This is a genomic window from Methylosoma difficile, from assembly GCF_054657615.1.
The window spans coordinates 849,975-876,628 of sequence record NZ_BAAHYJ010000001.1 but is presented as its reverse complement, the minus strand read 5'-3'; the positions used below and the strand labels follow the sequence as shown (position 1 = coordinate 876,628).

Annotated in this window: 26 protein-coding genes; 15 read left to right on the top strand and 11 right to left on the bottom strand. The window is 49.8% G+C overall.

Annotated elements, in window-relative coordinates; genetic code table 11:
- Positions 1-56 precede the first annotated feature (56 nt).
- Complete coding sequence (locus tag ACYQ1O_RS04300; protein WP_459990399.1) at positions 57-617, top strand: hypothetical protein; 561 nt, start codon at positions 57-59, stop codon at positions 615-617.
- A gap of 127 nt (positions 618-744) precedes the next feature.
- Here the strand turns inward: ACYQ1O_RS04300 and ACYQ1O_RS04295 are convergent, their stop codons facing one another.
- The 7 genes from ACYQ1O_RS04295 to nifJ all read right to left on the bottom strand — a co-directional run bounded on the left by ACYQ1O_RS04295 (position 745) and on the right by nifJ (position 9,196).
- Positions 745-1,131: a type II toxin-antitoxin system VapC family toxin gene (locus ACYQ1O_RS04295; RefSeq protein WP_459990398.1), complete on the bottom strand. Its 387-nt coding sequence runs from the start codon at positions 1,129-1,131 to the stop codon at positions 745-747.
- A complete protein-coding gene (locus tag ACYQ1O_RS04290) occupies positions 1,132-1,353 on the bottom strand; it encodes a hypothetical protein (RefSeq protein WP_459990397.1) in 222 nt (73 codons plus the stop codon).
- A gap of 111 nt (positions 1,354-1,464) precedes the next feature.
- Complete coding sequence (locus ACYQ1O_RS04285; protein WP_459990396.1) at positions 1,465-2,514, bottom strand: hypothetical protein; 1,050 nt, start codon at positions 2,512-2,514, stop codon at positions 1,465-1,467.
- Positions 2,515-2,677: 163 nt separating this feature from the next.
- Entirely contained in the window at positions 2,678-3,445 is a 768-nt protein-coding gene (locus ACYQ1O_RS04280; protein WP_459990395.1) for an alpha/beta hydrolase, read from the bottom strand.
- Between the two features lie 32 nt (positions 3,446-3,477).
- Positions 3,478-4,491: a dihydroorotate dehydrogenase-like protein gene (locus ACYQ1O_RS04275; protein WP_459990394.1), complete on the bottom strand. Its 1,014-nt coding sequence runs from the start codon at positions 4,489-4,491 to the stop codon at positions 3,478-3,480.
- A 140-nt stretch (positions 4,492-4,631) separates the two neighbouring features.
- The gene (locus ACYQ1O_RS04270; protein WP_459990393.1) at positions 4,632-5,420 is read right to left on the bottom strand and encodes an Lcl domain-containing protein; all 789 of its coding nucleotides are present in this window, start codon (positions 5,418-5,420) and stop codon (positions 4,632-4,634) included.
- Positions 5,421-5,470: 50 nt separating this feature from the next.
- Positions 5,471-9,196 (bottom strand): pyruvate:ferredoxin (flavodoxin) oxidoreductase, encoded by a 3,726-nt coding sequence (nifJ, locus tag ACYQ1O_RS04265; protein ID WP_459990392.1) that lies wholly within the window; start codon positions 9,194-9,196, stop codon positions 5,471-5,473.
- A gap of 266 nt (positions 9,197-9,462) precedes the next feature.
- Between nifJ and hypF the strand changes: the two genes are divergently transcribed.
- From hypF to ACYQ1O_RS04230, 7 genes are all read left to right on the top strand, one after another.
- Entirely contained in the window at positions 9,463-11,790 is a 2,328-nt protein-coding gene (gene hypF / locus ACYQ1O_RS04260; protein WP_459990391.1) for a carbamoyltransferase HypF, read from the top strand.
- Positions 11,781-12,023 carry a HypC/HybG/HupF family hydrogenase formation chaperone gene (locus ACYQ1O_RS04255; RefSeq protein ID WP_459990390.1) on the top strand — a complete coding sequence of 81 codons (243 nt, stop codon included), beginning with the start codon at positions 11,781-11,783 and terminating at the stop codon, positions 12,021-12,023. Before hypF ends, ACYQ1O_RS04255 begins: the two co-directional genes overlap by 10 nt.
- Before the next feature lie 18 nt (positions 12,024-12,041).
- Complete coding sequence (locus ACYQ1O_RS04250; protein ID WP_459990389.1) at positions 12,042-12,908, top strand: class I SAM-dependent methyltransferase; 867 nt, start codon at positions 12,042-12,044, stop codon at positions 12,906-12,908.
- 5 nt (positions 12,909-12,913) lie between these two features.
- A complete protein-coding gene (gene hypD, locus ACYQ1O_RS04245; RefSeq protein ID WP_459990388.1) occupies positions 12,914-14,005 on the top strand; it encodes a hydrogenase formation protein HypD in 1,092 nt (363 codons plus the stop codon).
- Positions 14,006-14,153: 148 nt separating this feature from the next.
- Complete coding sequence (gene mpl, locus ACYQ1O_RS04240) at positions 14,154-15,521, top strand: UDP-N-acetylmuramate:L-alanyl-gamma-D-glutamyl-meso-diaminopimelate ligase (RefSeq protein WP_459990387.1); 1,368 nt, start codon at positions 14,154-14,156, stop codon at positions 15,519-15,521.
- A 58-nt stretch (positions 15,522-15,579) separates the two neighbouring features.
- The gene (locus ACYQ1O_RS04235; RefSeq protein ID WP_459990386.1) at positions 15,580-16,170 is read left to right on the top strand and encodes a DUF4124 domain-containing protein; all 591 of its coding nucleotides are present in this window, start codon (positions 15,580-15,582) and stop codon (positions 16,168-16,170) included.
- Positions 16,171-16,179: 9 nt separating this feature from the next.
- A complete protein-coding gene (locus ACYQ1O_RS04230) occupies positions 16,180-17,007 on the top strand; it encodes an SDR family oxidoreductase (protein ID WP_459990385.1) in 828 nt (275 codons plus the stop codon).
- A gap of 60 nt (positions 17,008-17,067) precedes the next feature.
- On the opposite strand, the gene ACYQ1O_RS04225 is transcribed toward ACYQ1O_RS04230, so the two are convergent.
- Complete coding sequence (locus ACYQ1O_RS04225) at positions 17,068-17,934, bottom strand: YicC/YloC family endoribonuclease (protein WP_459990384.1); 867 nt, start codon at positions 17,932-17,934, stop codon at positions 17,068-17,070.
- Between the two features lie 244 nt (positions 17,935-18,178).
- Here ACYQ1O_RS04225 and rph point away from each other — a divergent pair, with 244 nt between their 5' ends.
- From rph to ACYQ1O_RS04200, 5 genes are read left to right on the top strand one after another with little or no spacing between them, the layout of a single operon-like run.
- A complete protein-coding gene (gene rph, locus ACYQ1O_RS04220) occupies positions 18,179-18,901 on the top strand; it encodes a ribonuclease PH (protein ID WP_459990383.1) in 723 nt (240 codons plus the stop codon).
- Between the two features lie 14 nt (positions 18,902-18,915).
- Positions 18,916-19,503: an RdgB/HAM1 family non-canonical purine NTP pyrophosphatase gene (gene rdgB, locus ACYQ1O_RS04215; protein ID WP_459990635.1), complete on the top strand. Its 588-nt coding sequence runs from the start codon at positions 18,916-18,918 to the stop codon at positions 19,501-19,503.
- Positions 19,504-19,537: 34 nt separating this feature from the next.
- Complete coding sequence (locus ACYQ1O_RS04210) at positions 19,538-20,581, top strand: phosphotransferase enzyme family protein (RefSeq protein WP_459990382.1); 1,044 nt, start codon at positions 19,538-19,540, stop codon at positions 20,579-20,581.
- Positions 20,574-21,062, top strand: a complete 489-nt coding sequence (locus tag ACYQ1O_RS04205) for an MOSC domain-containing protein (protein ID WP_459990381.1) — start codon at positions 20,574-20,576, stop codon at positions 21,060-21,062. The genes ACYQ1O_RS04210 and ACYQ1O_RS04205 overlap by 8 nt, the downstream gene beginning before the upstream one ends.
- Complete coding sequence (locus ACYQ1O_RS04200) at positions 21,063-21,983, top strand: DMT family transporter (protein ID WP_459990380.1); 921 nt, start codon at positions 21,063-21,065, stop codon at positions 21,981-21,983.
- Between the two features lie 13 nt (positions 21,984-21,996).
- Here the strand turns inward: ACYQ1O_RS04200 and ACYQ1O_RS04195 are convergent, their stop codons facing one another.
- The 3 genes from ACYQ1O_RS04195 to ACYQ1O_RS04185 all read right to left on the bottom strand — a co-directional run bounded on the left by ACYQ1O_RS04195 (position 21,997) and on the right by ACYQ1O_RS04185 (position 24,923).
- Positions 21,997-23,046 carry an MJ1255/VC2487 family glycosyltransferase gene (locus ACYQ1O_RS04195; RefSeq protein WP_459990379.1) on the bottom strand — a complete coding sequence of 350 codons (1,050 nt, stop codon included), beginning with the start codon at positions 23,044-23,046 and terminating at the stop codon, positions 21,997-21,999.
- The gene (locus ACYQ1O_RS04190; RefSeq protein ID WP_459990378.1) at positions 23,046-23,567 is read right to left on the bottom strand and encodes a phosphatase PAP2 family protein; all 522 of its coding nucleotides are present in this window, start codon (positions 23,565-23,567) and stop codon (positions 23,046-23,048) included. The genes ACYQ1O_RS04195 and ACYQ1O_RS04190 overlap by 1 nt, the downstream gene beginning before the upstream one ends.
- A 312-nt stretch (positions 23,568-23,879) precedes the next feature.
- On the bottom strand, positions 23,880-24,923 hold the full coding sequence (locus ACYQ1O_RS04185; RefSeq protein WP_459990377.1) for an asparaginase: 1,044 nt from the start codon (positions 24,921-24,923) through the stop codon (positions 23,880-23,882).
- Between the two features lie 56 nt (positions 24,924-24,979).
- On the opposite strand from ACYQ1O_RS04185, the gene ACYQ1O_RS04180 reads away from it, so the two are divergent.
- Both ACYQ1O_RS04180 and aroG read left to right on the top strand, forming a co-directional pair.
- Entirely contained in the window at positions 24,980-25,480 is a 501-nt protein-coding gene (locus ACYQ1O_RS04180; RefSeq protein ID WP_459990376.1) for a dihydrofolate reductase, read from the top strand.
- Positions 25,481-25,569: 89 nt separating this feature from the next.
- Positions 25,570-26,652, top strand: a complete 1,083-nt coding sequence (gene aroG / locus ACYQ1O_RS04175) for a 3-deoxy-7-phosphoheptulonate synthase AroG (protein ID WP_459990375.1) — start codon at positions 25,570-25,572, stop codon at positions 26,650-26,652.
- The last annotated feature ends 2 nt before the right edge of the window (positions 26,653-26,654 follow it).

The window sequence follows — 26,654 nt, the reverse complement described above, 5'->3', positions numbered from 1 at the left end:
CTAAAAATAAACTTACAATTTACGCGGGTATATTACCAGTTACTTAAGGAATACGCATGAACATAAAATTAGCCGAATTAATTGATGCGATGGATTTTGTTAGTGTTGCAACTTTTGAAAATAAAGCATATTTGCATAAAGCCACGGGCAAGATTTATTGGCAATCTGACGAGGATTTTGGCTTTGAAGCCTTGCCGGACGATATTGGCAATGAAGATTATTTGGAGATTCCCAGTAATTACGACTTTGGTTTGGGCAAACCCTTGGTGATGAAGTTTGTGTATGAATTTTTGCCAGATTCGGCAAGCGAAGTACAGACCATATTCAGGAAACAAGCAGGGAGTCGCTATTTTTGCGAAAGATTGCTTCGGCCTCCGTGCCGGTCAATCAGCAAAAATCACGCGACCGCTCTTGCCTTCGGCTGCCCCAGCCGTCCTGCTTCTCTCGTCTGCCTACCCAACAAGGGGATAGGCGACATCGTTACCGCAATGACTCGACGCGATTTCGGACAGCCTGCATTTTCACTACGCAAAAAACGCTTCGTGAAAACACAAGCACTATCGCTTCTGGGGACTACTCGACTCCTGTCTCGCAGCGGGCGCGTATGCCAGGTATAAATCGCTGTTAGACAACCATGATTTGTTAGATCAATGGCATCAATATCAAGCCAATGCCCAAGCGCGGGCGATACGGGAATGGTGCGAGGAGAATGGAGTTAAACTGGACGGCTGATTATTGGCTGTGTTACCAAACCGTGCTAACAGGGTATTGGGCAATCAATCCGTCGCTAGTCAAAATAGTCAGCCCATGCTCAATAGCTTGACACACCAGCATCTTATCGAAAGGATCGCGATGAAAGTTGGGTAAACGACTGAGGTGATAAACCGCTTTATCGGTAAGCGGCAGCATGTCGATAAGGTGTTGCTGGCACTGCTGTTTTATAAAAATTTCCGGTTCATCGGGCAAAGGCAACTTGCCTAATTGATGTTTTACCACTATCTCCCATACAGAAACGCAACTTAAATAAACCGGATTTTCAGTGTTTTTAAACAACACTTTTGCCTGTTCGCTTAGCTCCTCGGCATCTGTTGTTAGCCACAAGAAAGTGCAAGTATCCAGTAACAGCTTCATTCACTTACCTTCGAAGGCATCAAGCAAATCATCCGGCAAAGGTTCAAAAAAGTTTGCTGGAATCTGCAATTTACCTTTTGCCAAACCGATTGGACGTTGCTTAGGTAGAGCGTTGCCTTCGCTTGCTAAGCCGATGCGGAAATAATGAATTAAGTCGTAAACTTCGGCTAACTTGTCGTTAGGGATTTGTTTTAGCTCTGTAATGATTTGGTCTTGTAGCATTGGCTGGCTCCGATGTTTTTACAGTTTATAGAATTTGCCGACGATAGGAGGCGCATCGTGCCGTTTATGCCCTAGGAACAGCACATCCTATGATACCGCATATTTTCAAGTTCACTCTTGGTGGAAGGTATAGTGGGAGCGATACGCAAGGTCTAGTTGTTCGGCAGCCAGTGCTTTAGCTTCAGCAGCCGATTTATGAAACCTTCTCCGATAATAATTGGCTAAAGATCGTTTTGCCAAAACATATTCTCTCTGAATATCTTGGTAAGTTTTTAGATAAGATTTTCCATGCTGAGACCATGCTAACAAACCTGCATCGACCTCTTTCCGAGAATTGTAAGGTTGGTATGATACCCAAGGACGTAAGGCCATGTTTGCCCACACATGCTGGACTTTAATTCGAATCCATGCGGTAGATTGTAGCGTTCCTTCGTCTAAGCCCGGTCCAATTGTACTATCCAACAGTTTGGCAAATTGACGGATGGGTTTTGGCAATACATTGGTGGCATATTTCGCATCGGGCCGGAAGTTAATTTTGCAACTCGGTTTCAAGCCTCCTGCACCTAGGCCATACGCTTGCCAATGGCCTAGGAAATCAGCGGGATGCCCCACATCTATCACCCAGAGTTGACCGGATGGCTTATCTTGGATAATTAGTGGTGGTCGCCATAGATCACCAATTACCGGAGTTAAGCCCAGCGATTTTTCATTAGTATTGATCTCAGCAATGAATTGCTTGGCTGTTATGGCTTCTTTGATAGCGTAAAGCGTATAAATATCTCCGCGCCATCCAAAGGCATCTTCAACCAATGCGAGGCGAAAACCAGCATCTGCTTGCTGTTGCCAATAAACACTTCGAGGGTCTTGCCCGCCTTTAGGCAATTTGTCAAAAATAGAGTTAGCTTCTAGGGCATCACCGCCAGAAATATCGTGTTTTTTGGAACCTAAAACGACAGAGCTTGAGGCGTTTTCAGGTAAAACGGGCGGATCATAAAGATAAAAGGCAGAGGATGAAAATACCGCTTTAGCTATTTTTAGAGATTCCACACAGGATTTACTTTGGCTGGTTCGATCCAATTGTGGCCAGTTTTGGGAATAGGCATTGTTAAAATGAAAAATAAGTGCAAAGCAAGCATAACGGATAACAGAGGCTTTTTTCATAAACTCAATTTGGTTATTGTTAAGAAGGTATCTTAGCTGAGCCGTATTTCTGCCCACCCTACTATCTGCCTTATTAGTTGCCGGATAGATTAGAATTCACGCCCGACCAACCAGTTTTCCAATTCCGATAATTTATAGGAGGCGCATCCATTCGCGTTTTAAGTTACTGAGTTTTTACCCATTCCAAATAAGACGGCTCAGCCATGATGTCATCATGGTTTGTATTAGGAATGAGTTTTAGCGTCGCCACGTTTTTGTTAAAGCTTTTATAAAGCCGTTCGGTGTTGGCATACGGGATGACTTGGTCGTGTGAAGCAGCGACCACTAAAGTCGGGGCGGTGATTTGCGGGGCGTATCGCCACGATTCAAATTTATCTTTCAACAGCCAGTTGATCGGAAACAACGGAAATTTGCCTTGCGCCACATTGAGGATGCTGTCAAACGGCGTAATCAGCACGAGCTTGGCGATGGGGCGTTGGCTGGCTAATCGGGCGGCGACTCCCGAACCCAAGCTGCGCCCGACTACTACAACATGCGGATGCTGCGGGTAAACCAACTTATCAAACAAGGCTAGCGCATCATCATGCAAAGCAGACTCGCTGGGCTCGCCAGTGCTATCGCTATAACCCCGATAATGCGGCAGATAAATGGCATAGTCTGGAAACATCTTTGTAAACAAAGGCAAACTCCAAGCCACATCTTCCATATTGCCACCGAAATAAATCAGGGCATTTTCGCTTTTTTGTTGATGGGCGGTAATCGCTAACTCAGCTCCTGTGACCGCCAACTTGAGTTTTCCAGCCGCCGCTTCGGCACTAGCGCTGGGTGTTGGATGGTAAATTAAAGACCGTTGGGCGAGGTACAAACCTAAGCAAAGCACCAGATAAATGGACATGGCAACAGCTAAAGAGATGACAAAAATACGCGGCATGTTAATTTCCAGAAAAAATCAGGCTAACAATATTACCGCATCACCCCCGCCGGATAAGAATAATTATCCAAAACCTGCACATAATTCGCCCGTTCGTAAGCGCTGGGGTCAATCGCGTGTTGTTGGCTGACGCTGCCTTTAAGTTGCTGGATGGATTCGTATTCATGCTCGACCAGCCAGTTTTCCAATTCCGTTAGCAAGTCGCGTAAACGTTCCGGGCCGTGCATTAATAGTACGCTGCACAATTGCACAATGTCCGCGCCTGCCAGCAAGGCTTTGATGATTTCCGGCGTTTGCTGGAAACCGCCTGTGACTGCCAGCGACAGCTTGACGCGCCCGTACATTAACGCCGTCCAGCGTATGCGTAGCAAGGCTTCGGCGGGGGTGGACAGTTCCAGTTTTGGCACGACTTGCAAGGTTTCCAAATCAATATCGGGCTGGTAAAAGCGGTTGAACAACACGATGCCATCGGCTCCGGCTTGCTCTAGGCGTTTGGCGAAATGGATGGGTGAGCTGAATTGTGACGACAGTTTCAGCGCAATCGGCAAGCGGATATGGCTTTTGAGTTCCTGCAATATGTCCAGATAACGGTTTTCTACCGTCGCGCTGTCTTCGTTAAGGTCGGCGGCGAGATGGTAGATGTTCAGTTCCAAAGCATCCGCGCCCGCGTCTTGCATGGCGAGGCCGTAATCCAACCAACCGCTAGTGGACGTGCCGTTCAGGCTGGCGATAATGGGAATTGCCAGACGCGTTTTGAGTTGGGATAGATGTTCAAGATACTGGTTTTGGTAGGTTTTGGGATTGTCCACCGCAGGATGGAAGGAGTCGGCCTCGCCGTGGCCTATCGCTTGCTGGAAAAAGAACCGCGTCATGTGTTGGGTTTCGTTTTCGATTTTTTCTTCGAATAGCGAATACATGACGATAGCAGCCGCGCCTGCATCTTCCAACCGCAACGCGCTGCTGAGGTCTTTGCTGAGTGGCGAAGCGGAGGGGACTAGCGGGTTTTTTAGATTTAAGCCTAAATAATTTGTTGTTAAATCAACCATGATGGTCTCCCAAAATGTAGAGAGGTAGGGTGGGCAACGCTTTTCTGCCCACCGATTATGCCGCGAATGGTGGGCAGAAAAGCGTTGCCCACCCTACTAAAGGCTAATTTACGGAATCTAGTGTTATTGTGTTTGGCAAATTATCGTTTCCGCACGAGCCGTGCAGACCAAAGGCTAGAATAACTATCCTCGTAGCTTTCACTTGTATAAAAATTCAGCATCAACGCTTTATTTTTTTTAAACTGGTGAAGTGACGATGACCAAAATTGTGGATGACTACTATATTGATTATAAAGAAATATATCTGCGTATTTATCATCTGAATAAACCTCTATTAATGATTTTAATTCATCAATAGTTGGCAATCTCCAATCTGAAAAATTTGCATAACCTCCTTGTAAGTTAAATTGTTTTGCAGCTTCTATAGCTTCAAGCCAAGTCACAGTTTTTAGTTCTCCCACTACAGAATTATTTTGCCAACTTTGTCCATGTGCAAAACGCAACCACATTAAATCCTCTGTAATATCAATAGCTACTCCCTCTTCCAAAATAAATCGCTCAACCTGCTGTGGATGGGTAACTTCAACTATTTCATATTTAATATCTTTTTGCATTTTGGAAAGCATATTAAATTGACAATTTTCTAATAAAATATGCCCCATCGCTGCCTCCCGAATTGCCAATATTGCAGTTTCAATTGGGCAGTTAAACCATTCTTTATTTTCATGAAAATCTTTCAAAATATTATGTGAAAGCCTCTCAATATTTTTAGGTTCATTTACTAAAACATCGTATTCAACTTTATAAGGATAAGGATTACCCGTATTATTTAGTTCTAATGCTCTAGCCGATGGATCTTTTGTTGAAAACCCCACTTTAATCAAATGAGGCATTGATTTTGTTGTAATGATATAAACCCAGCCTTTCATAATCTCTCTTATCTTAATTAAAGCAATAAGATAGAATTTAACATCAACAATTATTCATTACTAGCCTCAGTTTTAATCTGCACCTTAACCGCCGATACCGAAGTATTCTCCGTCCAATCCAATTCCGACAATTGCTTGTAATAATGGTAACGGTGTTTTACATCTTTTTGCGCCTGAGCCAAAAATGCTTCCGCCGCTTCCGGTTGGCTTTGCCATAACATGCTGAAACGGGTTTCGCTCATGACAAATTCGCGGAAGGGGATGGACGGTTCGGCGGAATCCAGGTGCATGGGATTTTTGCCTTGTTTAATCTTGCTGGGGTCGAAGCGGAACAAAGGCCAATGCCCGCTTTTCACTGCCAGATTTTGTTGGCGGTGGTTGTTCGACAAATCCACGCCATGCGCGATGCACGGCGCGTAGGCGATGATGATGGATGGGCCGTCATGGGCTTCGGCTTCCAAGAATGCGCTTAGGGTTTGTGTGTCTTTGCCTGCGTAGGCGACATGGGCGACGTAGACATTCGGGTAATCCATCGCCAATAAGGCCAAGTCTTTTTTCGCTGTGGCTTTGCCGCCAGCGGAAAATTTTGCCACCGCGCCCAGCGGCGTGGATTTGGAAGTTTGCCCGCCAGTGTTGGAATAGACTTCGGTGTCCAACACCAAAATATTGACATTGCGCCCGCTCGCCAACACATGGTCGAGTCCGCCGAAGCCGATGTCATACGCCCAGCCATCGCCGCCGATGATCCAGACGCTTTTTTTACAGAGATTGTCGGCTAGTTCTAGCAAAATTTTGGCTTTGCTATCGGTCATCGTTGCTAAGCGTTGTTTCAACTCAGCGATACGTTGGCGTTGTTCGTAAATGCCTGCTTCATCGGATTGGTCGGCGGTTAAGATTGCGTCCACTAAACCTGTCGCGGTTGATGGGCTTCCTGCGTCAGCCCATCCTACATTTATCATATCTCGCAATGATGCAAGCAGTTCCCGTGCATACTCGGACTTCTTGTCGATGGCGACGCGTATTCCCAAGCCAAATTCGGCATTGTCTTCAAACAACGAATTGTTCCAAGCTGGGCCGCGTCCGTCGGCGTTTTTCGTCCACGGCGTAGTCGGCAAATTGCCGCCGTAAATGGATGAACAACCTGTGGCGTTGGCGATAACCATGCGGTCGCCGAACAATTGCGAAGCCAATTTTAAATACGGCGTTTCCCCGCAGCCGACACACGCACCGGAAAATTCAAACAAAGGTTGCAACACCATTGAGCCTTTAATGGTGTTGGTTTTCAGCAAGCGGCGGTCGTATTCGGGAATTTCCAAAAAGAACTCCCAATTGGTTTTTTCGGCTTCGCGCAAGGCAGGTTGCGGCTGCATGTTCAGCGCTTTGCGGCTGGCGTTCGATTTATCGCGGATCGGGCAAATGTCCACACATAACGTACAACCCGTGCAGTCTTCCGGCGCGACCTGGTAAGTCATAGTCAGTCCTGCAGGAAAATCTTTGCCTAGCATTGCCGCGTGTTTGAACGTGTCCGGTGCGTGGTCTAGCAATTCGGTTTCATAGATTTTGCTGCGGATTACGCCATGCGGACAAACCATCACGCATTTGCCGCATTGCGTGCATAAATCGGTTTCCCAAACGGGGATTTCTAAGGCCAAGTTGCGTTTTTCGTAGGCCGCCGTGCCAGTGGGGAAGGTACCGTCTATGGGCATGGCGCTGACGGGTAATAGGTCGCCGTGTCCGGCGATGATTTCGGCGGTGACGCGCTGAACAAAATCGGGGGCGGTGGCAAATATTTCAGATTTAACAAAAACGGCCCCTTCTCCTTTAGGGAGAAGGCTGGGATGAGGGGATATAAGAAAACTTTCTTCCTTATTTGCATTTCCCCTCACCCAACCCTCTCCCTCTGGAGAGGGCAAATTAACCGGATACAAATTCGCTAAGGTCTCATCAATGGCTTTGAAATTCAGCTCAACAATACGCTGGCCTTTTTTGCCGTACGTTTTTTCCACCGCATGTTTAATCGCGGCAATCGCGTCTTCCTTGGGCAACACGCCGGAAATGGCGAAAAAACAAGTTTGCATGATGGTGTTGATGTGCTTGCCCATGCCGCACGATTCGGCGACTTTGTAACCGTCTATCACATAAAAGCAGATGTTTTTGGCGCGGATTTGGGTTTGCATCCTGACTGGCAACGATTCCCAAACACTATCAATCGCTTGCGGGGTGTTCAGCAGAAACACGGCGTTGTCTGCCGCATTTTTCAACATATCGTACCGTTCCAAAAAAATCGGTTGATGGCAGCCGATAAACTGCGCGTCGTTGTCGGCGATCAAGTAAGTCGAGCGGATGGGTTTGGCGCCAAATCGCAAATGCGACACAGTGACCGCGCCGGATTTTTTCGAATCGTAGACAAAATAGCCTTGCGCGAAGAGTTCGGTTTCTTCGCCGATGATTTTGATGGTGTTTTTGTTTGCGCCCACCGTGCCGTCACTGCCCAAACCGTAGAACATGGCTTGGAAAGCGTCGTTGTGGGCATCGGTGCGGTAGCTGTCATCCCAGCTTAAACTGGTGTGGGTGACATCATCATGGATACCGATGGTGAATTGGTTTTTCGGTTGGGTTTGTTTGAGTTCATCAAATATCGCCTTAATCATGCCAGGCGTAAATTCTTTCGATGACAAGCCGTATCGCCCGCCGATGATTGTCGGGAAGCCTGAGAATTTACCGGAATTTTGCGCGATGGCGGTGACGACATCTTTATACAGCGGCTCGCCGTCTGCACCTGGTTCTTTGGTGCGGTCTAAGACGGCGATTTTTCGGCAACTGGCGGGCAAAGCTGCAAGTAAAGCATCGGAAGAAAAAGGACGGAATAAGTGCACTTTCAACAAGCCCACCGTTTCGCCGTTGCGGTTAAGATATTCCACGGTTTCCTGCGCCGCTTCTGCGCCTGAACCCATCAGAATAACCACACGCTCGGCATCCGGCGCGCCAACATAATCAAACAAACGATATTGGCGGCCTGTTAAGCCAGCAAATTGGTTCATCTTGGATTCGATAATTTGCGGCAAGGCTTGGTAATAACTGTTCACCGCTTCCCGCGCCTGAAAATAGACATCAGGATTTTGCGCCGTGCCGCGCAAGACTGGATGGTCGGGCGACAAACCGCGCTGGCGGTGCGCGTGCAAGGCGTTGTTGTCTATCATCGCCGTCAGCACGACATCGTCAACCAAGACAATTTTGGCGATTTCGTGCGAGGTACGAAAGCCGTCAAAAAAGTGCATGATGGGAATCCGTCCAGCCAAAGTAGCGGCTTGCGCTATGACGGCAAAATCTTGCACTTCTTGCGGCGAATTGGAGCAGAGCATGGCAAATCCGGTCATCCGCGCCGACATCACATCGCTGTGGTCGCCAAAAATCGACAAAGCCTGACAAGCCAGCGAGCGAGCGGCGATGTGGAAAACTGTGGGCGTGAGTTCGCCCGCGATTTTGTACATATTCGGCAGCATCAACAACAAACCTTGCGAAGCCGTGAAGGTAGTCGCCAATGTTCCCGCTTGCAACGCGCCGTGAATCGCCCCCGCCGCGCCTGCCTCACTTTGCATTTCGATGACTTGCGGCACGGTTCCCCATAAATTCAACTGCCCGCGCGCCGACCATTCATCCGCCCATTCACCCATCGGTGAGGCGGGCGTGATTGGGTAAATGGCGATAACTTCGTTGAGCTTGTGGGCGATGGTGGCGGCAGCTTGGTTGCCGTCGATGGTGGCTTGCTGGATCATACAACCCTCCTAAAGCGCGTTTTTGATGGCTTGAATTGCCCAAAGCTTAGGCCGATTGCCGCTACTAATCGAGTTAAATCTTTTAATTTTTTATGATTCAAATCAAAGCAATATGATTTAGCTCGCTTAAACGCAGGGTAATCGCGCTATGATCTGTAACGTTTTGATTTAACAAGCGCCAATAGGGATTAAATGAGTGTAGGTGCGAATTCATTCGCATAAAAACCTTTCATCGTGCGAATAAATTCGCACCTACAAAGATACCAATGCCAAAGCCCATAAGCACCACATCTCCGACCAAAAGCCACTTGCACATCAACCTCCAAGGTTTTGTGCAAGGCGTGGGGCTGCGTCCGTTGGTGTTGCGGCTAGCCACGCTCTACCAACAACATGGCTGGATTGCCAATAGCCAAGCGGGGGTGTCGATAGCCATTGAAGGCTGCCCCGCGCAACAACAAGTTTTTTTAGCCGCCTTGCCATTGCAGCTGCCGCCGTTCGCGACAATCAAATCGCTGACCATCACCCCGCAAGCTTTGGCGAATTACCCCGATTTCCAAATCCGCAGCAGCCAATTCGACGGTAAACCCTCGGTGTTTGTCTTGCCTGATCTGGCGACGTGTCCGGCCTGTGTTGCCGACCTACGCAATCCTGCCAGCCGTTTTTACCGTTACCCGTTCACCAGCTGTTGCCATTGCGGGCCGCGTTATAGCGTGATGCAAAAACAGCCTTACGACCGCGCCCACACCAGCATGGCGGCATTTGCCCTTTGTGACGCGTGTTGGGCGGATTATGCCGATGTCGCCAATCGCCGCTTGCACGCGCAAACCTTGGCGTGTCCTAACTGCGGACCACAATTGCAGTTGCTGGATGCTGCGGGGCAACCGCTCGCCAAAGCAGAGGACGCATTAACCAAAGCCGTCGAGGCGTTGCGCGTGGGGCAGATTATTGCCGTGAAAGGCATCGGCGGTTATCAGTTGTTGGTTGATGCGGGCAATGAAGCCGCCGTCTTGCGCCTGCGCGACAAAAAACACCGCCCGCAACAGCCTTTTGCGCTGATGGTGCTGGATCTGCCGACGGCGCATCAGTTGGCGCATATCACCGACATCGAGCAAACCGCCCTGTCGTCTGCCGCCGCGCCCATTGTGCTCTTGCCACGCCGCCGCGCAACCGGCATTGCTAACGCAGTCGCGCCGGATAGTGCGCTATTAGGCATCATGTTGGCCTATTCACCTTTGCATCATTTATTGCTGGGCGATTTTGCCGCGCCCGTGGTGGCGACCAGCGGCAACCGCCATCACGAACCGATTTGTATTGACGATGCCGAAGCCTTCACTTGTTTGGCGGGCATTGCCGATGTTTTTCTTGTCCATAACCGCGCCATTGTGCGCCCGTTGGATGACTCTATCGTGCGGCTGATTAACGGCAACATCACCGTGCTGCGCCGCGCCCGAGGCTATGCGCCTGTGCCGATCAGCTTGCCCGAAGCCCTGCCCGAAAGCGTCGCGGTAGGTGGGCAAATGAAAAGCGCGCTAGCGATCAACCAAGGCGCGCACATTATCCTTAGCCAACATCTGGGCGATTTGGACACGCTGGCAACGCAACAACATTTGCAAGCCACGCGCTTGGATTTGCAACATTTCTACCAAACCCACCCAAAGCAAATCCAACACGATTTGCACAGCGGCTACAGCAGCAGCCAAATGGCTCAAACGTGGCAAGGCCAGCACCACGCCGTGCAACACCATTACGCCCACGCGCTGGCGTGCATGGCTGAACACAGCTTGGACGCGCCCGTACTGGCGATTGTTTGGGATGGTTCGGGCTTGGGTGATGATGGCACCTTATGGGGCGGCGAATTTTTGCTGATCCAACCGACGGGCTACCAACGTTTCGCGCATTTGCGGACATTTCCACTGCCGGGCGGCAGCAAAGCCATGCAAGAACCTAGACGCGCCGCCTTGGGTTTGTTGTGTGAAATGTTCGGTGACGGTGCTTTTGAACGCGCCAATTTGCCGTTTTCGGCACAAGAACTGGCTTTATTAAAAACGGCTTTAAAACGGCAAATGAACTGCCCGCAAACCAGCAGCGCGGGGCGGCTGTTTGATGGTGTCGCCAGCTTGTTGGGCATTGCCCAGATTAACCATTACGAAGGCCAAGCGGCAATGGCTTTGGAGGCTTCCGCCACCGCATTGGCAACAACCCGCCAAGAAAAAGCCTATCCCTTTAACATCAGCGACGGCAAACCGGTTATCATCGATTGGCAACCAACCCTAGAAGCGGTAATTGCCGATATAGGCCAACAGCCAACCGCGCAAATCGCCGCTAAGTTTCACTGCACGTTGGCGGAAATGATGCTAGCCGTTGCCCGCCGCGCCGGTCAAAACACCATTGTCCTTAGCGGCGGCTGTATGCAGAATGCCTTTTTAGTCGCCGCAGCGGTGCAAGACTTAACCCATGCCGGATTTACCGTATACTGCCACCAACAAATCCCGCCGAACGATGGCGGATTGGCGGTTGGGCAGCTTTATGCTGGCAAGTTTCTGGAAATGCAGCCAGACATACCTTACATCGGAGACCAAACACCATGTGCCTAGCCATTCCCGGACAACTCATCAGCATCAACGACCACGCCGACAGCTTGGCGCGCACAGGTCGGGTGAATTTTTCCGGCATCAGTAAAGACATCAGCTTGGCTTATGTGCCGGAAGCCAAGCTGGGCGATTACCTCATCGTCCACGCTGGATTCGCCTTGTCGGTGCTTGACCAAGAAGAAGCTTTAGCCAGTTTGCAAGCTTTTGACGATTTGGCAGCATTTCAGCAAATTTAAGCAATCACTCCTGATCCCATGCAAAAAATCATTAATAAACTGGCTGTTATGTCCGTTAAGGGCACACAACAAATTTTGCATCAGAAAGCCATTAGCCGGTGGGTTTATAACCATATTTACTACAGCCGTTGGTTGACAGGCGGTATGATTTTTTTCAACACCGGCTTAGTCCCGATTGATGATGAAGTCTTCGCTTCAGGCATAACCGACACGCAAAATCCACAAGCACAAACTTATCATGAAGCCATCAAAGCTTATCGTCGTCTGACAGATTGGCATGACACCCATCAGGTACTGGAGGTCGGCTGTGGCTTGGGCGGCGGGATGCATTATTTGCGGCGCATGCTGCCTTCAGCTTGCTTAGTCGCTATCGACTTATCCATGAGTGCGATCCGCCGCTCGCGCAAACTGGCTCCCTGTTTTTATGCCCAAGCCGACGCACACGCCCTACCTTTTCAGGATGCCAGTTTTGATTGGATTCTTGTCGTGGAATGCTTGCATAAACTGAATGTTGAACACTTTTTTTTGGAAGCGGGACGGATTTTGAAACCTGAAGGGGTCATCTGTATCGTGGATTTTCGCGCAACCACCTTCCAAGCCATTAGCCAACGCCTACAGGCCGCTTGCACAGCACAAGGTTTGCATATCGCTGAAATGACTGACCTGACCGAACGTGTATTGCAGTTTGCCGAACAACCTCAACAACACCAGCACACCCTGTTAAACGCCATTCCTTGGCCATTCCGTTGGCTAGGCCGGGAATTGCTGGTAACGCCAGGATCAAACCGCCATAGCAGTTATGTTCAAGGCCAACGCTGTTATTATTTATGTGCCGTGCAAAAACCCGCAGCCCGCCTTAGTAATAATGACCAGCTGACGGCTTAGGTGTTATGAAATATCTCAGCGAATACCGCGACCCCGCCACCGTCAAAAAACTCACGCAAGCTATCGCCAGCATCACCACCCAGCCGTGGCGGATTATGGAAGTGTGCGGCGGACAGACGCATAGCATCATCAAACACGGTATCGATCAACTGCTGCCTGACACCATCACCCTCATCCACGGCCCTGGCTGTCCAGTGTGCGTCACGCCGTTAGCCTATATCGACAAAGCCCTTGCCATTGCCGTGCAACCGGGGGTGATTTTCTGCTCGTTTGGCGATATGTTGCGCGTGCCGGGTTCGCAGTTGGATTTACTGGCCTTGAAGGCGCAAGGGGCGGATATTCGCGTGGTGTATTCGCCGCTGGATGCATTGGAAGTGGCGCGGCAACAGCCTGATAAACAAGTGGTGTTTTTCGGTGTGGGTTTTGAAACTACCGCGCCGACTACGGCCTTAGCGGCTTATCAGGCGCGGCAATGGGGGCTGACGAATTTTTCCTTGCTGGTTTGTCATGTGCGTGTTCCGCCTGTGATGCAAGCGTTGCTGAATTCACCCAACCAACAAGTGCAGGGCTTTTTAGGTGCAGGGCATGTGTGTTCGATTATGGGCTATCACGAATACTTGCCGCTAAGCGAGCAACACAAAATCCCGATTGTCATCACTGGCTTTGAGCCTGTCGATATTCTGCACGGGCTGTATTTGTGCATCCAGCAATTGGAAGCCGGGCGTTTTGAGGTGGAAAACCAATACCGCCGCGTGGTGCGCTTAGCGGGAAATGAATCGGCGCAAGCTTTGTTACAACAAGTGTTTGCTGTGGTCGATAGAAGCTGGCGCGGCTTGGGTGAAATTCCGTTAAGCGGCTTGGCGTTAAAACCAGAGTTTGCCGAATGGGATGCTGAACAACGTTTTGCCGTCGATAGCATCGCTACTCAAGAACCCGCCGCTTGTCGCAGCGGCGAAGTGTTGCAAGGTTTGTTGAAACCGTCGCAATGTGCGGAATTTGGCAAGACTTGTACGCCAGAACATCCATTGGGCGCGACCATGGTTTCTTCTGAAGGCGCTTGTGCGGCTTATTTTCGCTATCGGCGTGAAACGCCATGAACCCAACACCTGCAACAGCTTTTTAACGTTGCGCCCCTTGCTTGTTACAATGCACACAATCGCCACGCGTTGACATACCATTTCAATGAAGCCATGCCTAAAATAGGCGGGGTATTTCCCAATCCATTCAATTTTTTCAGGACAAACCGTGCATATTCACATTTTAGGCATTTGCGGCACTTTTATGGGCGGACTCGCCGTTATTGCCCGGCAGTTGGGTTATCAGGTCAGCGGTTCTGACCAGAACGTGTACCCGCCGATGAGTACCCAGCTTGAACAGCAAGGCATCCGGTTAATGGAAGGCTATCGGCCTGAAAACCTGGATGGCAACCCCGATTTGGTGATTATCGGCAACGCCTTGTCGCGCGGCAATGCCGAGGTGGAAGCGGTGCTAAACCGTGGCCTAAAATACGTTTCCGGCCCGCAATGGCTGGCTGAACATGTCTTGCACAACAAATGGGTGTTGGCAGTGGCGGGTACGCATGGCAAAACCACCACGACCAGTATGCTCAGCTGGATTTTAGAAGCGCAAGGCTTTAATCCTGGCTTTTTGATTGGCGGCATTCCGCTCAATTTTGGCATTTCCGCCCGTTTGGGTGAGTCCGATTTTTTTGTGATTGAGGCCGATGAATACGATTCGGCGTTTTTCGACAAACGCTCCAAATTTGTCCACTACCGCCCACGCACAGCGATTTTAAACAACTTGGAATTTGACCATGCCGACATTTTCCCCGATTTGGCAGCCATCAAACGGCAATTTCACCATTTAGTGCGGATGATCCCAGGCGAAGGCCTGATTATCAGCCCCGCTTGCGAAAGCAATATTGACGATGTGCTGGCTATGGGCTGCTGGACGCCGGTGGTCAGGACCGCCATTGATAACGATGCCCGTTGGCAGGCGCACTTGCTGGATGCCGACGGCGGCCGCTTTCAGGTGCTTTACCAAGGCGAGACGCAAGGCTTGGTGGACTGGTCGCTGACCGGCGAACACAATGTTTACAACGCCTTGTCCGCCATTGTTGCCGCGCATCATGTCGGCATTAAAGCGCAAGATGCCATTGCCGCGCTGGCTGAGTTTAAAAACGTCAAACGGCGCATGGAAGTCATCGCAAACATTAACGGTGTAACTATTTACGACGACTTTGCCCACCACCCCACCGCCATCGCCACTACTTTAGATGGCTTGCGGAAAAAAGTGGGCAACGAACGCATTATTGCCATTGTCGAGCCGCGCTCCAACACCATGAAAATGGGCGTACACACCGACACCTTGGCGCAATCGCTGCATGCCGCCGACCTTGCCTTACTCTACCAGCCTGACAACCTAGGCTGGGATTTGTCTGCCTTAAAAGGTTTTGCCGACAATATCGACATTTGCTACAGCTTGGAAGAAATCATCGCTAAATTAACTGAAGAGGCGCATCATGGCGGACATTTTGTACTGATGAGCAACGGCAGTTTTGGCGGCATTTACCAGCCGCTGCAAGCAGCGCTAAACAATCTGGGCAAGCCGTAAAATGCTCTATACTTTTGCGCCGACAACTCTTTTCAAACCGCTTTACCGAGGAAACAAAATGAAAGTGTTATTTGCCATCTTCGCCTGTCTTTTATCTGCACAGGCCTCAGCAACCGTCTATAAATGCGTCAACGCACAAGGGAAAACCGATTATCAATCATCACCTTGCTCTGAAGACAACAGCAAAAAAGCACAAGTCAACCTAACCAGCGGCAATGCCATCGATCTTGATGAAGAAAAGCGCTTAGCCGAACAAAAAGAACAGCAAAGGAAAGCCCAAGAAGAAAAGGACCGTGCCGAACAACAGCGCATTGCCTTGGAATATGCGCAATTGAAAAAAGATTCGGAAGCGGAAAGCGCCAAAAACCAGCTGCTGATTAAACAAAATCCCGGCAAGTTTTCTGCTTACGCCATTCCGCCTTATAAACTGGACAACCTGACCTCCTTGGTTAAAGCTTTTAAAAACCAACTGCCGGAAATTGAAAAGCTAAGGGGGGCTGCAGCATTGAAGGCCATTGCCTCGGCAGAATGTGGCAGGGCGGAAGACGTGGAATTAAGCGAACGCAGCAAACTGGATGCCTTGGTGTTTTTAGTCAATTGCAGCAGCGGCAAAACCCTTTACTTCAACAAGCAAGATTTGCAGCCTTAGGCAACCGCCATGACCGCAAAAACCATCTTAATCACAGGCTGTTCAACCGGCATTGGCTACACCACCGCCGTGGAACTGAAAAAACGCGGGCATTTCGTGATTGCCACCGCCCGCAAAGCCGACGATGTGGCGCGTCTGGCGCAAGAAGGCTTTACGGCATTGCCATTGGATTTGACCGACAGCAACAGCATTCGCGCTGCGGTCGAAGCGGCATTAAGCTTAGCCGACGGCAAAATTGACGCGCTATTCAACAACGGCGCCTACGGTCAACCTGGCGCAGTGGAAGACTTAAGCCGCGCCGCCTTGCGCGAGCAGTTCGAAACCAATTTTTTTGGCACCCACGAACTGACCAATTTGCTGATCCCCATCATGCGCCGACAAGGACACGGACGCATCATTTACAACAGCTCGATATTGGGCTTAGTGGCGATGACCTATCGCGGCGCTTACAACGCCAGCAAATTCGCCTTGGAAGGTTTGGCAGACACCCTGCGTTTAGAATTGCACAACACCGGCATCCACATCTGCCTGGTCGAACCCGGCCCAATTCTGAGCGACTTTAGGAAAAACGCCATGGCGCAATATGCCAAAAATATTGACGCCAGCCGCAGCTTCCATAAAGAAACCTACCAAGCAATGGAAGCCCGCCTCCAAAAAGAAGGCCCCGCCGCACCGTTTACCTTGCCCGCCACCGCCGTTGCCGAAAAAGTCATCCACGCCGTCGAAGCCCGCAAACCGAAAAGCCGCTATTACGTCACTTTCCCGACCTATTTGTTCGCCTACCTAAAACGCATCCTGCCGACATCTTGGCTGGATGCCTTGGTCAGGCTGATTTAATAATCACCTCTCGCTTGGACTGCCCTGTTAAAACTTTTGCAGGACAGCCCAAGCGTCAGCTTATTCAATATTTTGCACTTGCTCGCGCATTTGCTCGATCAGCACTTTCAACTCAATGGCGATTTGTGTCATTTCTTTGTCCATGGATTTTGAACCCAAGGTGTTGGCTTCGCGGTTGAGTTCTTGCATCAGGAAATCCAAGCGCCGGCCTACTGGCTCGTTCTGACCGAGTACCCGCAGCACTTCGCTGATGTGGGCATCGAGCCTATCCAACTCTTCAGCAATGTCCAAGCGCTGGGTCAGCATGACCAATTCTTGCTCCAAGCGGTCGAAATCGGGCTGGGCGACCATTTCGGTGATTTTGTCGCGCAAGCGGTTGCGTAGCAAAACCAGCACTTCCGGCAATCGTACGCGGGCCGCCGCCACTTGGGTTTGCATTTTCAAGCAGCGGTCTTCAAGCAATTGCTTAAGCTGTGCGCCTTCACGCTCCCTTGCCGCCAGAAACTCCTTTAAGGTGGCTTTTACCAAGCGGACGATACCTGCTCTGAGTTCATCCTTATCAATATCCGGCTCTTGCTGCACGCCAGGAAAAGCCAGCACTTCCAAAGCCGAAAACGACAAGGCGGCGGGCATCATCTGTTCAATCTCATCGGCAGCCGCCAACAAGGCCGCTACCGCTTCGCGATTAACGACAAAGCTTTGCCCGTCTTTGATTTGTTTTTTGCTGCTGATGGTGCATTCCACTTTGCCACGGCTGATTTTTTCAGCCAGCAGGGTGCGTAAATCGCTTTCGATATAGCGCATACGTTCTGGCAATTTAAAACTGACATCGCTGTACCGATGGTTAACCGAGCGTAGCTCGCAGCCAAGAGTTAAGTTGCCTATATCCGCCGAATCGCCGGCAAATGCGGTCATGCTTTTAATCATTATTCACCCGATCTTAAACAGGCGGACAGCCCGCCATCATCCGGCAACTATACCTTTTTATCGACCCGATAGTAAATGCACGGCGAACTTTTTAAACGAGGGTGGTTTTTTATGTTCACCCGTTCACTTAGGTCGTCCTATCCCATCCCAACCTTCGCCAACTGACCGGCAATTTCTGCAATCGCCTAAAGTTTTAATGCCAGTTAAGGTATACTGCAACGTTTTTTATTTGCCGGAAGATATTATGAGACCAAGCGGACGTAACCCAGACCAACTACGCGAAATCGCCTTCACCTGCGACTTTACCAAACATGCCGAAGGCTCGGTGCTGGTGGAATTTGGTGATACCCGCGTGTTGTGTACCGCCAGCGTCGATAAAACCGTACCCCGATTTTTAAAAGGCAAAGGCGAAGGTTGGGTTACCGCAGAATACGGCATGTTGCCCCGCTCCACCCATAGCCGCATGAGCCGCGAAGCCAGCAGCGGCAGACAAGGCGGTCGTACTTTAGAAATCCAACGTCTGATTGGGCGCTCCTTACGCGCCGCAGTGGACATGAAAGCCTTAGGCGAACACACCATCACCATTGATTGCGACGTTTTGCAAGCCGATGGCGGCACGCGTACCGCCTCCATCACCGGCGGCTTTGTCGCCTTATCGTTGGCGGTCAACAAAATGCTGCAGCGCCGACAAATTAAAACCAACCCGATTTACGGACAGGTCGCCTCCGTTTCGGTTGGCATTTACAAAGGCTTACCGGTTTTGGATTTGGATTATGCCGAAGACAGCAATGCCGAAACTGACATGAATGTGATTATGAACGACGCCGGCGCGTTTATTGAAATCCAAGGCACGGCAGAAGGCCATGCCTTCAGGAAAGACGAATTGGATGCCATGCTTGATTTGGCAAGCTTAGGCATTAAAGACCTGATGGCAAAACAACGGCTGGTATTAGGGTTGGCGGAGTGATAGATTTACCGAAAATGGTCTTGGCAAGCGGCAACCTTGGCAAGATTAGAGAAATCCAAGCCATGCTGGAAAACTGGCAAATCGCCCCACAATCGGCGTTTGCCGTGCCGGAAGCGGACGAAACCGGCACCACGTTTATCGAAAATGCCATCATTAAGGCGCGCCAAGCCGCGCACTATTGCCAATTGCCCAGCATAGCCGACGACTCCGGACTGATTGTCGATGCCTTAAACGGTGCGCCTGGCGTCATCTCGGCGCGTTACGCGGGCGTGGGCGCTAGCGACCAGGCGAATGTCGATAAGCTGTTGGCAACAATGGCAGCAGTTCCTGAAGGTCAACGCAGCGCCCGTTTTATCTGCGTAATGGTCTACCTGCGCCATGCCGACGACCCCTTTCCGCTGATTGCCCAAGGCGTTTGGGAAGGCTGTATTTTGCCGTATTGCCAAGGTGAAAACGGTTTTGGTTACGATCCGATCTTCTGGTTACCCGAACAAAATTGCACCTCCGCGCAATTGCCTGCCGATTTAAAAAATGCGCTCAGCCATCGCGGTCAGGCGTTGCGGCAATTGGTGGCGGCAATAAAAAACCAAGCCACCGCTTAAAGCCGTTAGTGACAACCGATTGACCTTATCGCCCATGACCACCCTACTTGCCATTGCCCAACAGTTCGACGTTTCTGCCAGCCAGCTGAACCCGCTGGGTAATGGTTTGATTAACGACACCTTTTTGGTCAGCACAGCAAGCGAGCCGTTGGTGCTGCAACGCATTAACCGGCGGGTCTTTAAAAATCCCGAACGTATTGCCGCCAATTTAACCGCCCTTGACCAGCATCTTCTGCAAAAAAATGCGGAGCTTAGCAAATTGCAGCTGCCCAAAATAATTGGCACGTTATCAGGCGAAGCCTATTTCATTGATACCCAAGGCGATTTCTGGCGGGCATTAAGCTATGTCGGCAACAGCGAAAGCTTGGAAGCCTTGCGTGATTTAAACGATGCCCAGCAAGCCGGTTTTGCCTTGGCGCATTTCCATCGCCTGTTAAGCGATTTGCCGGTAGCAACCTTGCATGACACCTTGCCGGGCTTTCACATTACACCCGAATATTTACGGCAATATCGGCAAGTGTCGGCACATTCATCCATTGCCGCCGATCATTTTTGCCAAACGTTTATCGAGCAAAACCAAGCCTTTGCCGACGATTTGGAAGCCGCACAACAAAAAGGCTTGCTGCAACTGCGCGTGACGCATGGCGATCCGAAGCTGAACAATTTTCTGTTCGATCAAGATAGCCGGGAAATTATCAGCTTGGTTGATTTGGACACCGTCAAACCTGGCTTGGTGCATTACGACATCGGCGATGCTTTGCGCTCCTGTTGCCATAACGATGATGACCGCTTCGACATGACCGTCTGCACCGCTTGGCTGTCGGCTTATCTGGCGGAAGCCAAAGCCTTTTTTACGGAGGCCGACTTCGCTTACCTATTTGCGGCCATCCGATTAATTCCTTTTGAATTAGGTTTGCGTTTTTACAGCGATTATCTGGACGGCAACCGTTACTTTAAAACCGAGTTTCCTGAGCAAAATTTACAGCGCGCACAGGCCCAATTCCGCTTGTGCGCCGACATTATCGGCAAAGAACCAGCCATACGAAACCTCGTGGAGCAATTAAAGCAACATGGTTAATTCCACTATTGCCGAATTGACGCAACAATTTGCCCAGCCAGGCGAACTGGTTTGGATAGGCTTGCGTCCGGCACGCGGAGCCGCCATGCAGTCTGTTGCCGAGGTGTTTGCGGATACCGGCAGCGGCTTGCAAGGCGACCGTTACCAAGGCCAAAGCGGCAAACGGCAAGTGACACTTATACAATGGGAACATCTGCAAGTACTGGCTTCGTTAACCGGCAAACCGGTCACCGCCGAGATTTTGCGGCGCAATTTGGTCATCAAAGGCATTAATTTGTTAGCCTTAAAAAACCAACGCTTCCGTATTGGCGATGCGGTGTTTTTAACAACCGGTTTTTGCCATCCTTGCTCAAAAATGGAGCAGGTTTTGGGCACTGGCGGTTACAACGCCATGCGGGGCCACGGCGGATTGACCGCACAAGTCGTCACTAGCGGCCTGATCCGCGTTGGCGATCCATTGACCGTCCTCACCGAGGTATGAATGCCTAAACACGCCCCGGAACAACGCTATTTATTGATCGGCTTTTTGCTGGTTTTGTTGGGTGCGCTGGGTTTTGCCGCCAAAGCCATTTTGATTAAATTGGCTTATGCCGTTAGCCCCGATGTGGATGCACTGGCGTTAATATCGTTAAGAATGCTGTTTTCCTTGCCTTTTTTTCTGCTGGCTTCGGTTTGGCATAACCGTAAACAAAGCAAAGAAGAATCTAGTTTGACTGCCAAACAGTGGTTTTTAGTTGGCCTGTTAGGCTTAATGGGCTATTACTTTGCCAGTTATTTGGATTTTTTGGGCTTGCAGTACATTTCTGCGGGTTTGGAGCGGATGATCCTGTTTTTATACCCGACATTTGTCGCGGTGTTTTCAGCCCTGTTCAACAAACGCGCCATCAACAGCCGCACGCTGATCGCCTTATCGCTAAGCTACGCGGGCATGGCGCTGGTGTTTATTGAACATTTGTCTTGGGAAACCGATGCTGTTTGGCTGGGTTCGGGTTTGGTGCTGGGCAGCTCGGTGATTTTTGCCTTTTTTGTCATGGGCAGCGCCATGATGACACGCACCATGGGTTCCGGCAGGTTTACCGCTTACAGTATGAGCATTGCCTGCGTGGTGACGATCAGCCATTTCGTTGCCGCCCGTGGCATTGAGTTTTGGCACTTGCCTGTCGAGGTCTATCGCTTGGCGTTCATTATGGCGGTGTTTTCCACCGTGTTGCCGTCGTTCTTTTTGAATGCGGGCATCCGGCGCATTGGTGCAGGATCAGCTTCGATTGTCAGCACCACCGGGCCGATTATCACCTTGGTGCTGGCGCATTTTTTATTGGATGAAGCCATTACCCAAACACAATTGCTGGGAACGGCTTTGGTGTTGATAGGCGTTTACGTGGTCAGCCGGGCGAAGGCTTAACCGCCGGCGCAGGCTAGACGGCGGGTAATTGCAGCTTAAGCACGTTGACATCCGCCCACACGTTTTCGATATAGTCCCTGTCCATAACAGGCATACCCGCCATGATCCATTGCACAACAGCTTGGGCGGTATTGGGGTAGGTAATGTGCGTAGCATGGCGTTCGTGCAGCCAATGCTCAATTGCCGCCGCGTCCATATCGTGCATGACATGCCCATAACCCAATTGCTGCAAGGCGGCAGCATTGGAAATTTGCTCCATTTGCGCGTGCAAAGGCTTCAGCAAGATTTTTTTGCCCAATTGCAACGCTTCGCCTATCAGCTCAAAACCGGCATTACTGATGATGCCCGCGCAGCTGTGCAAGTCGCGCTTAAAGCCTTCGAGCGATAACGGATGGCATTGGATGTGCGGAACTGTCGAAGCAACAACTTCTGGCGAATAAATTTCAAACAAAAAGCGGGTAAAGGGCGACAACAGTTTGATAACGTCGTGCGGATTTTCAAACGGCAGGTACACGACAATTTTGTTGTGAATGACGTTTTCCGGCATTTGCGGCGTTTCGATAATGGGCGGCAAAATAGCTTGCCCGAAGTGATGCCAGTGCAAGCCGACACTCACATCGGCAGGGGCAAAATTGCGCATGATGAGCGCGGCAATAGGGTCGGCACCGGATTTGGGAATATCGTGGTTGAAGGCGTATTGGTGGCCTATGCCAAGTACCTTTTTGCCTTTTAGTTTGGCCGCCCAAGCGGTGACGGGTTCGAAGTCGGAAATGACCAAATCATAACTGGAAAAATCCAAGGTTTTGATGTCATTGATGAAAGCAATGGGCTTGGACTGGAGCGCGGTCTTAAAATAACTGACTTGTCCGTTTTTGGAGCTGAAGGTAAGGCCCGTGCGGACTTGGTAATCGCCAAAAACCTCCATGTCAAAATACTTTTCGGCAGGACGACCGGTAAATTGATAAGTGACATCAATGCCAGCGGCCTTAAGCTCTTTTGCCATGACCCTGGCTCGAGTAATATGTCCATTACCTGTCCCCTGCACTCCATAAAAAATTCTCATTAAATAATTTGCCCCAAACTAAACAGTGCAGTGCCGACACCCAAAACGACCCCAACCAACGTATCGGTTGGAAAATGAACCCCCAGCACAACGCGCGAAAATCCTACCAGCGCCGCCCAACAATAGGCAGGGATCATAACCATCGGGAAAAAATAACCCACTAAAGTCGCCATCATAAAGGCGGCGGAAGTATGGCCTGATGGGAAACTGAATTTATCAGACGGCGTAATCAGGCTGCGGAAATCTTTTAATGCCGCTTGCGGACGGTTACGCTTAAAGCCATTTTTGACGACAAAATAGATGGGTCTTTCCAACAAAAAGCCTAGGGCTATCGCCCTTAACAACAAGCTGTTGACACCTTCTGTGGCGACCAACCACAGGGAAAGGATAGCATAAAGTTCACCGTCACCGGTTTTGGACAAGTATTTGGCAATTTTTGCTAACGGATCGTGGAGCTTGGCATTGAACAGCCAAGTAAACATAAAGACATCGTATTTGTGGATAGAAAGCAGCAGTTTCATATTTCCCCTCATCAATAAAGCATTAGTCGCTCTGCACGAAAGCCTATCACTTCATTGACTTTTGGCAGAACCTTAAAACCGTCACGACCGGTTTCTTATTATTATTTGCTAGGCAAGGTTAAAACCCTTCTGTGACAAAGAAGTTAATTTTTGTTGACGATTCAATGACAAAAATAGCGCAATGTCAATTTATTGACACGTTAAAACACGCTTAGTATGAGCCGTTTGATTTATTTTGCCTGCTTATCATCTTGCCTTTGACCTTTTTTCGTCGCGCCAACTTCGTATCGCGTACCGTGCCTGATGATTTTTCTATACCCGCTCGCCAGCATAATCACTATGAAGAAAGTTGGATATGTCCGCATCTGTGCCAAAATTGCTATAGGCCAAAAGCAATTTTGCATAAGCCGCTTCAATCGACATATTCCAAATCATTTCCGCCCCTTCAGCCATTAAGGCTTTGGCCGTTTGGTAAAGGGCATCGGAATATAAGGAAGGGGCCAAATAAACCTTTATATTAAGCACCTTGCAACGCCGTAAAAAAGCCACTAGAGAATGCGTTTCACCCCATTGTTCGGAAACGCAAGCCGTTCCTGAATGATATAAGTCATGCAGCACAACAGTAACATTTTCCAAATTAAAATGCCCATAATCAAGACCCGGATACGGCCTTACCATCAGCAAGGTCTGGCAAAGTGCCATATTAATAGCCTCTGGTTTCGGCAAGGCAATTGGCGCGTTACTGAAGCCACTCGCCTTTTCCCCAATCACGCCGTCGGGCAAAAACTGCCCGTCGCTGAATTGGCAATAGGAATTGTTTTGTACGCTATAAAACTCGCCGCCCAATTGTAATGATGAGGTCAGCCTGCTGCCGTGATGAAGCTGGCAAACTTGCCCAGGATTACGGTACGGCACAAAAACACCGCCCCTGCCCTTTTGTAAAATATATTCCACCGCACAAATGAAATTATCCACGCCATTGGCGCGCGGGTCATGCAGGGGAAAATCACTGGAAACCAACAAGATCGGTACTGGGCAATCACGGAAACAAAAGCTTAATGCCGCTGCGCTATACGCTAAAGTATCCGTACCATGCGTGACGATAACGCCATCAAACAGCTCAGGATTGGCATTTTGAATTGCAGCAACCAGAATATCCCAAGCGGCAGGCGCCAGATTTTCGCTGAGGATTTGTAAAGGCTGGATCGTTTGGAAGTTAACCCTGTCATTATTGGGATATTTTTGCTTAAACCGTTCCAATAACTGATATTTTGCTGTTTCAGACGGACTAATCGTGCCTTCATTGGCTACCGAGCCTATCGTACCACCGGTAAAAACTAACAAGATGTTTGTCATAATGAACTACGTACCCGTGTAATAAAATAACCTATCTTACCCAGCCATTTAATAGAATGAAAATTTCCCTTATTGTCGCCATGGCAAACAACCGCGCGATTGGCCTTAACAACCAAATGCCTTGGCATTTGTCTGCCGATTTGAAAAACTTCAAGAAAGTCACGATGGGCCTGCCCATCATTATGGGACGCAAAACGTTCGAATCGATTGGCAGGCCGCTGCCGGGGCGGCTTAACATTGTCATTAGCCGAAACCCCGACTATCTGGCCCAAGGTTGCCAAGTGTTTACCAGCTTGGACGACGGCCTTGCCTATGCTAGCCAACATGCACAAGAAGCCTTTGTCATTGGTGGGGCAGCCCTTTACCAAGCAGCATTTCCCCTTGCAAGCCAGTTATATTTAACCGCAATAGGGCAAGATTTTCCCGGTGACACCTTTTTCCCTGAATTCAGCGGCAATGAATGGCAAGAAGCTGCCCGGGAAGACATCAACGATGACCCAAGCGTCCCTTTCAGCTACAGTTTTATCCAATTAAAACGACGCATACTGCCAGTGTAAATGCAGTAAAAACTAACCAAAAAGCCTTGAAACCAGTTAAAATGACGGGCTAACGGCAATCATCTCAAAAGCAACAGCTTGGTAGCATTATGGAAACGAAATATAGAACTGACGACTTAAGGATTTCTGAAATCAAGGAAGTCATTGCGCCTATTCAAGTTCATGAGGAAATTCCGCTCAGCGACGAGGCAGCAAACACCACACAACAGGCTAGGCATGAAGTCCATAAGATTTTAACGGGTGAAGACGACCGGTTATTGGTGGTGATCGGCCCTTGCTCCATTCACGATACCCAAGCCGCCAAAGAATATGCCGGATTGCTTAAAACCGCCAAAGAAGAACTAAAAGACGACTTGCTGATTATCATGCGCGTCTATTTTGAAAAACCCCGCACAACCGTTGGCTGGAAAGGTTTAATCAACGACCCTGACATCGACTCCAGCTTCAACATCAACAAAGGTTTGCGGATTGCCAGACAGCTGTTGCTCGACTTGAACAACATGGGCATGCCATCGGCAACGGAATATTTGGATTTGATTACGCCGCAATACGTCTCCGATTTAATATCTTGGGGCGCAATTGGCGCACGCACCACCGAAAGCCAAGGCCACCGCGAACTGGCTTCTGGCGTTTCCTGCCCTATCGGCTTCAAAAACTCCACTGATGGCACAATTAAAATCGCCATTGATGCCATTGGCGCCGCCATGAGTCCGCACCATTTCTTGTCGCTGACAAAAGCAGGCCAATCTGCGATTTTCTCCACGACCGGCAACGAAGATGTCCATATCATTTTGCGCGGCGGCAATGATCGGCCCAACTATGATGCCGTCAGTGTTGAACAAGTCGCCAACGGCTTGGAAAAAGCAGATCTGCGCCCCAACATCATGATTGACTTCAGCCACGCCAATAGCCTGAAACAATGCCATCGCCAACTTATTGTCGGCGATGATGTTGCAGGCCAAATCGCCAATGGCGACTACCGCATCATGGGGGCGATGATTGAAAGCCACCTTAAAGCCGGCAACCAAAAAGTAATTGAAGGACAGCCGCTGGTTTACGGACAAAGCATTACCGATGCCTGCTTGGCTTGGGAAGACACTTTGCCCCTGCTACAACAGCTTGCCCAAGCAGTAAAAAAACGCAGGGCCAACAAAAACGCAACAGGAGCTTGAAA

What these genes read in the sequence shown, in the direction of transcription:
- ACYQ1O_RS04200 (WP_459990380.1), top strand. Translation starts at nt 21,063, where the DNA reads ATGCCTAAACACGCCCCGGAACAACGCTATTTATTGATCGGCTTTTTG.
- ACYQ1O_RS04225 (WP_459990384.1), bottom strand. Translation starts at nt 17,934, where the DNA reads ATGATTAAAAGCATGACCGCATTTGCCGGCGATTCGGCGGATATAGGC.
- rph (WP_459990383.1), top strand. Translation starts at nt 18,179, where the DNA reads ATGAGACCAAGCGGACGTAACCCAGACCAACTACGCGAAATCGCCTTC.
- ACYQ1O_RS04205 (WP_459990381.1), top strand. Translation starts at nt 20,574, where the DNA reads ATGGTTAATTCCACTATTGCCGAATTGACGCAACAATTTGCCCAGCCA.
- ACYQ1O_RS04250 (WP_459990389.1), top strand. Translation starts at nt 12,042, where the DNA reads ATGCAAAAAATCATTAATAAACTGGCTGTTATGTCCGTTAAGGGCACA.
- hypF (WP_459990391.1), top strand. Translation starts at nt 9,463, where the DNA reads ATGCCAAAGCCCATAAGCACCACATCTCCGACCAAAAGCCACTTGCAC.
- aroG (WP_459990375.1), top strand. Translation starts at nt 25,570, where the DNA reads ATGGAAACGAAATATAGAACTGACGACTTAAGGATTTCTGAAATCAAG.
- ACYQ1O_RS04270 (WP_459990393.1), bottom strand. Translation starts at nt 5,420, where the DNA reads ATGAAAGGCTGGGTTTATATCATTACAACAAAATCAATGCCTCATTTG.
- ACYQ1O_RS04255 (WP_459990390.1), top strand. Translation starts at nt 11,781, where the DNA reads ATGTGCCTAGCCATTCCCGGACAACTCATCAGCATCAACGACCACGCC.
- ACYQ1O_RS04300 (WP_459990399.1), top strand. Translation starts at nt 57, where the DNA reads ATGAACATAAAATTAGCCGAATTAATTGATGCGATGGATTTTGTTAGT.
- ACYQ1O_RS04235 (WP_459990386.1), top strand. Translation starts at nt 15,580, where the DNA reads ATGAAAGTGTTATTTGCCATCTTCGCCTGTCTTTTATCTGCACAGGCC.
- ACYQ1O_RS04290 (WP_459990397.1), bottom strand. Translation starts at nt 1,353, where the DNA reads ATGCTACAAGACCAAATCATTACAGAGCTAAAACAAATCCCTAACGAC.
- ACYQ1O_RS04195 (WP_459990379.1), bottom strand. Translation starts at nt 23,046, where the DNA reads ATGAGAATTTTTTATGGAGTGCAGGGGACAGGTAATGGACATATTACT.
- ACYQ1O_RS04295 (WP_459990398.1), bottom strand. Translation starts at nt 1,131, where the DNA reads ATGAAGCTGTTACTGGATACTTGCACTTTCTTGTGGCTAACAACAGAT.
- ACYQ1O_RS04285 (WP_459990396.1), bottom strand. Translation starts at nt 2,514, where the DNA reads ATGAAAAAAGCCTCTGTTATCCGTTATGCTTGCTTTGCACTTATTTTT.
- ACYQ1O_RS04275 (WP_459990394.1), bottom strand. Translation starts at nt 4,491, where the DNA reads ATGGTTGATTTAACAACAAATTATTTAGGCTTAAATCTAAAAAACCCG.
- ACYQ1O_RS04230 (WP_459990385.1), top strand. Translation starts at nt 16,180, where the DNA reads ATGACCGCAAAAACCATCTTAATCACAGGCTGTTCAACCGGCATTGGC.
- ACYQ1O_RS04210 (WP_459990382.1), top strand. Translation starts at nt 19,538, where the DNA reads ATGACCACCCTACTTGCCATTGCCCAACAGTTCGACGTTTCTGCCAGC.
- ACYQ1O_RS04185 (WP_459990377.1), bottom strand. Translation starts at nt 24,923, where the DNA reads ATGACAAACATCTTGTTAGTTTTTACCGGTGGTACGATAGGCTCGGTA.
- ACYQ1O_RS04190 (WP_459990378.1), bottom strand. Translation starts at nt 23,567, where the DNA reads ATGAAACTGCTGCTTTCTATCCACAAATACGATGTCTTTATGTTTACT.
- nifJ (WP_459990392.1), bottom strand. Translation starts at nt 9,196, where the DNA reads ATGATCCAGCAAGCCACCATCGACGGCAACCAAGCTGCCGCCACCATC.
- hypD (WP_459990388.1), top strand. Translation starts at nt 12,914, where the DNA reads ATGAAATATCTCAGCGAATACCGCGACCCCGCCACCGTCAAAAAACTC.
- ACYQ1O_RS04180 (WP_459990376.1), top strand. Translation starts at nt 24,980, where the DNA reads ATGAAAATTTCCCTTATTGTCGCCATGGCAAACAACCGCGCGATTGGC.
- ACYQ1O_RS04280 (WP_459990395.1), bottom strand. Translation starts at nt 3,445, where the DNA reads ATGCCGCGTATTTTTGTCATCTCTTTAGCTGTTGCCATGTCCATTTAT.
- rdgB (WP_459990635.1), top strand. Translation starts at nt 18,916, where the DNA reads ATGGTCTTGGCAAGCGGCAACCTTGGCAAGATTAGAGAAATCCAAGCC.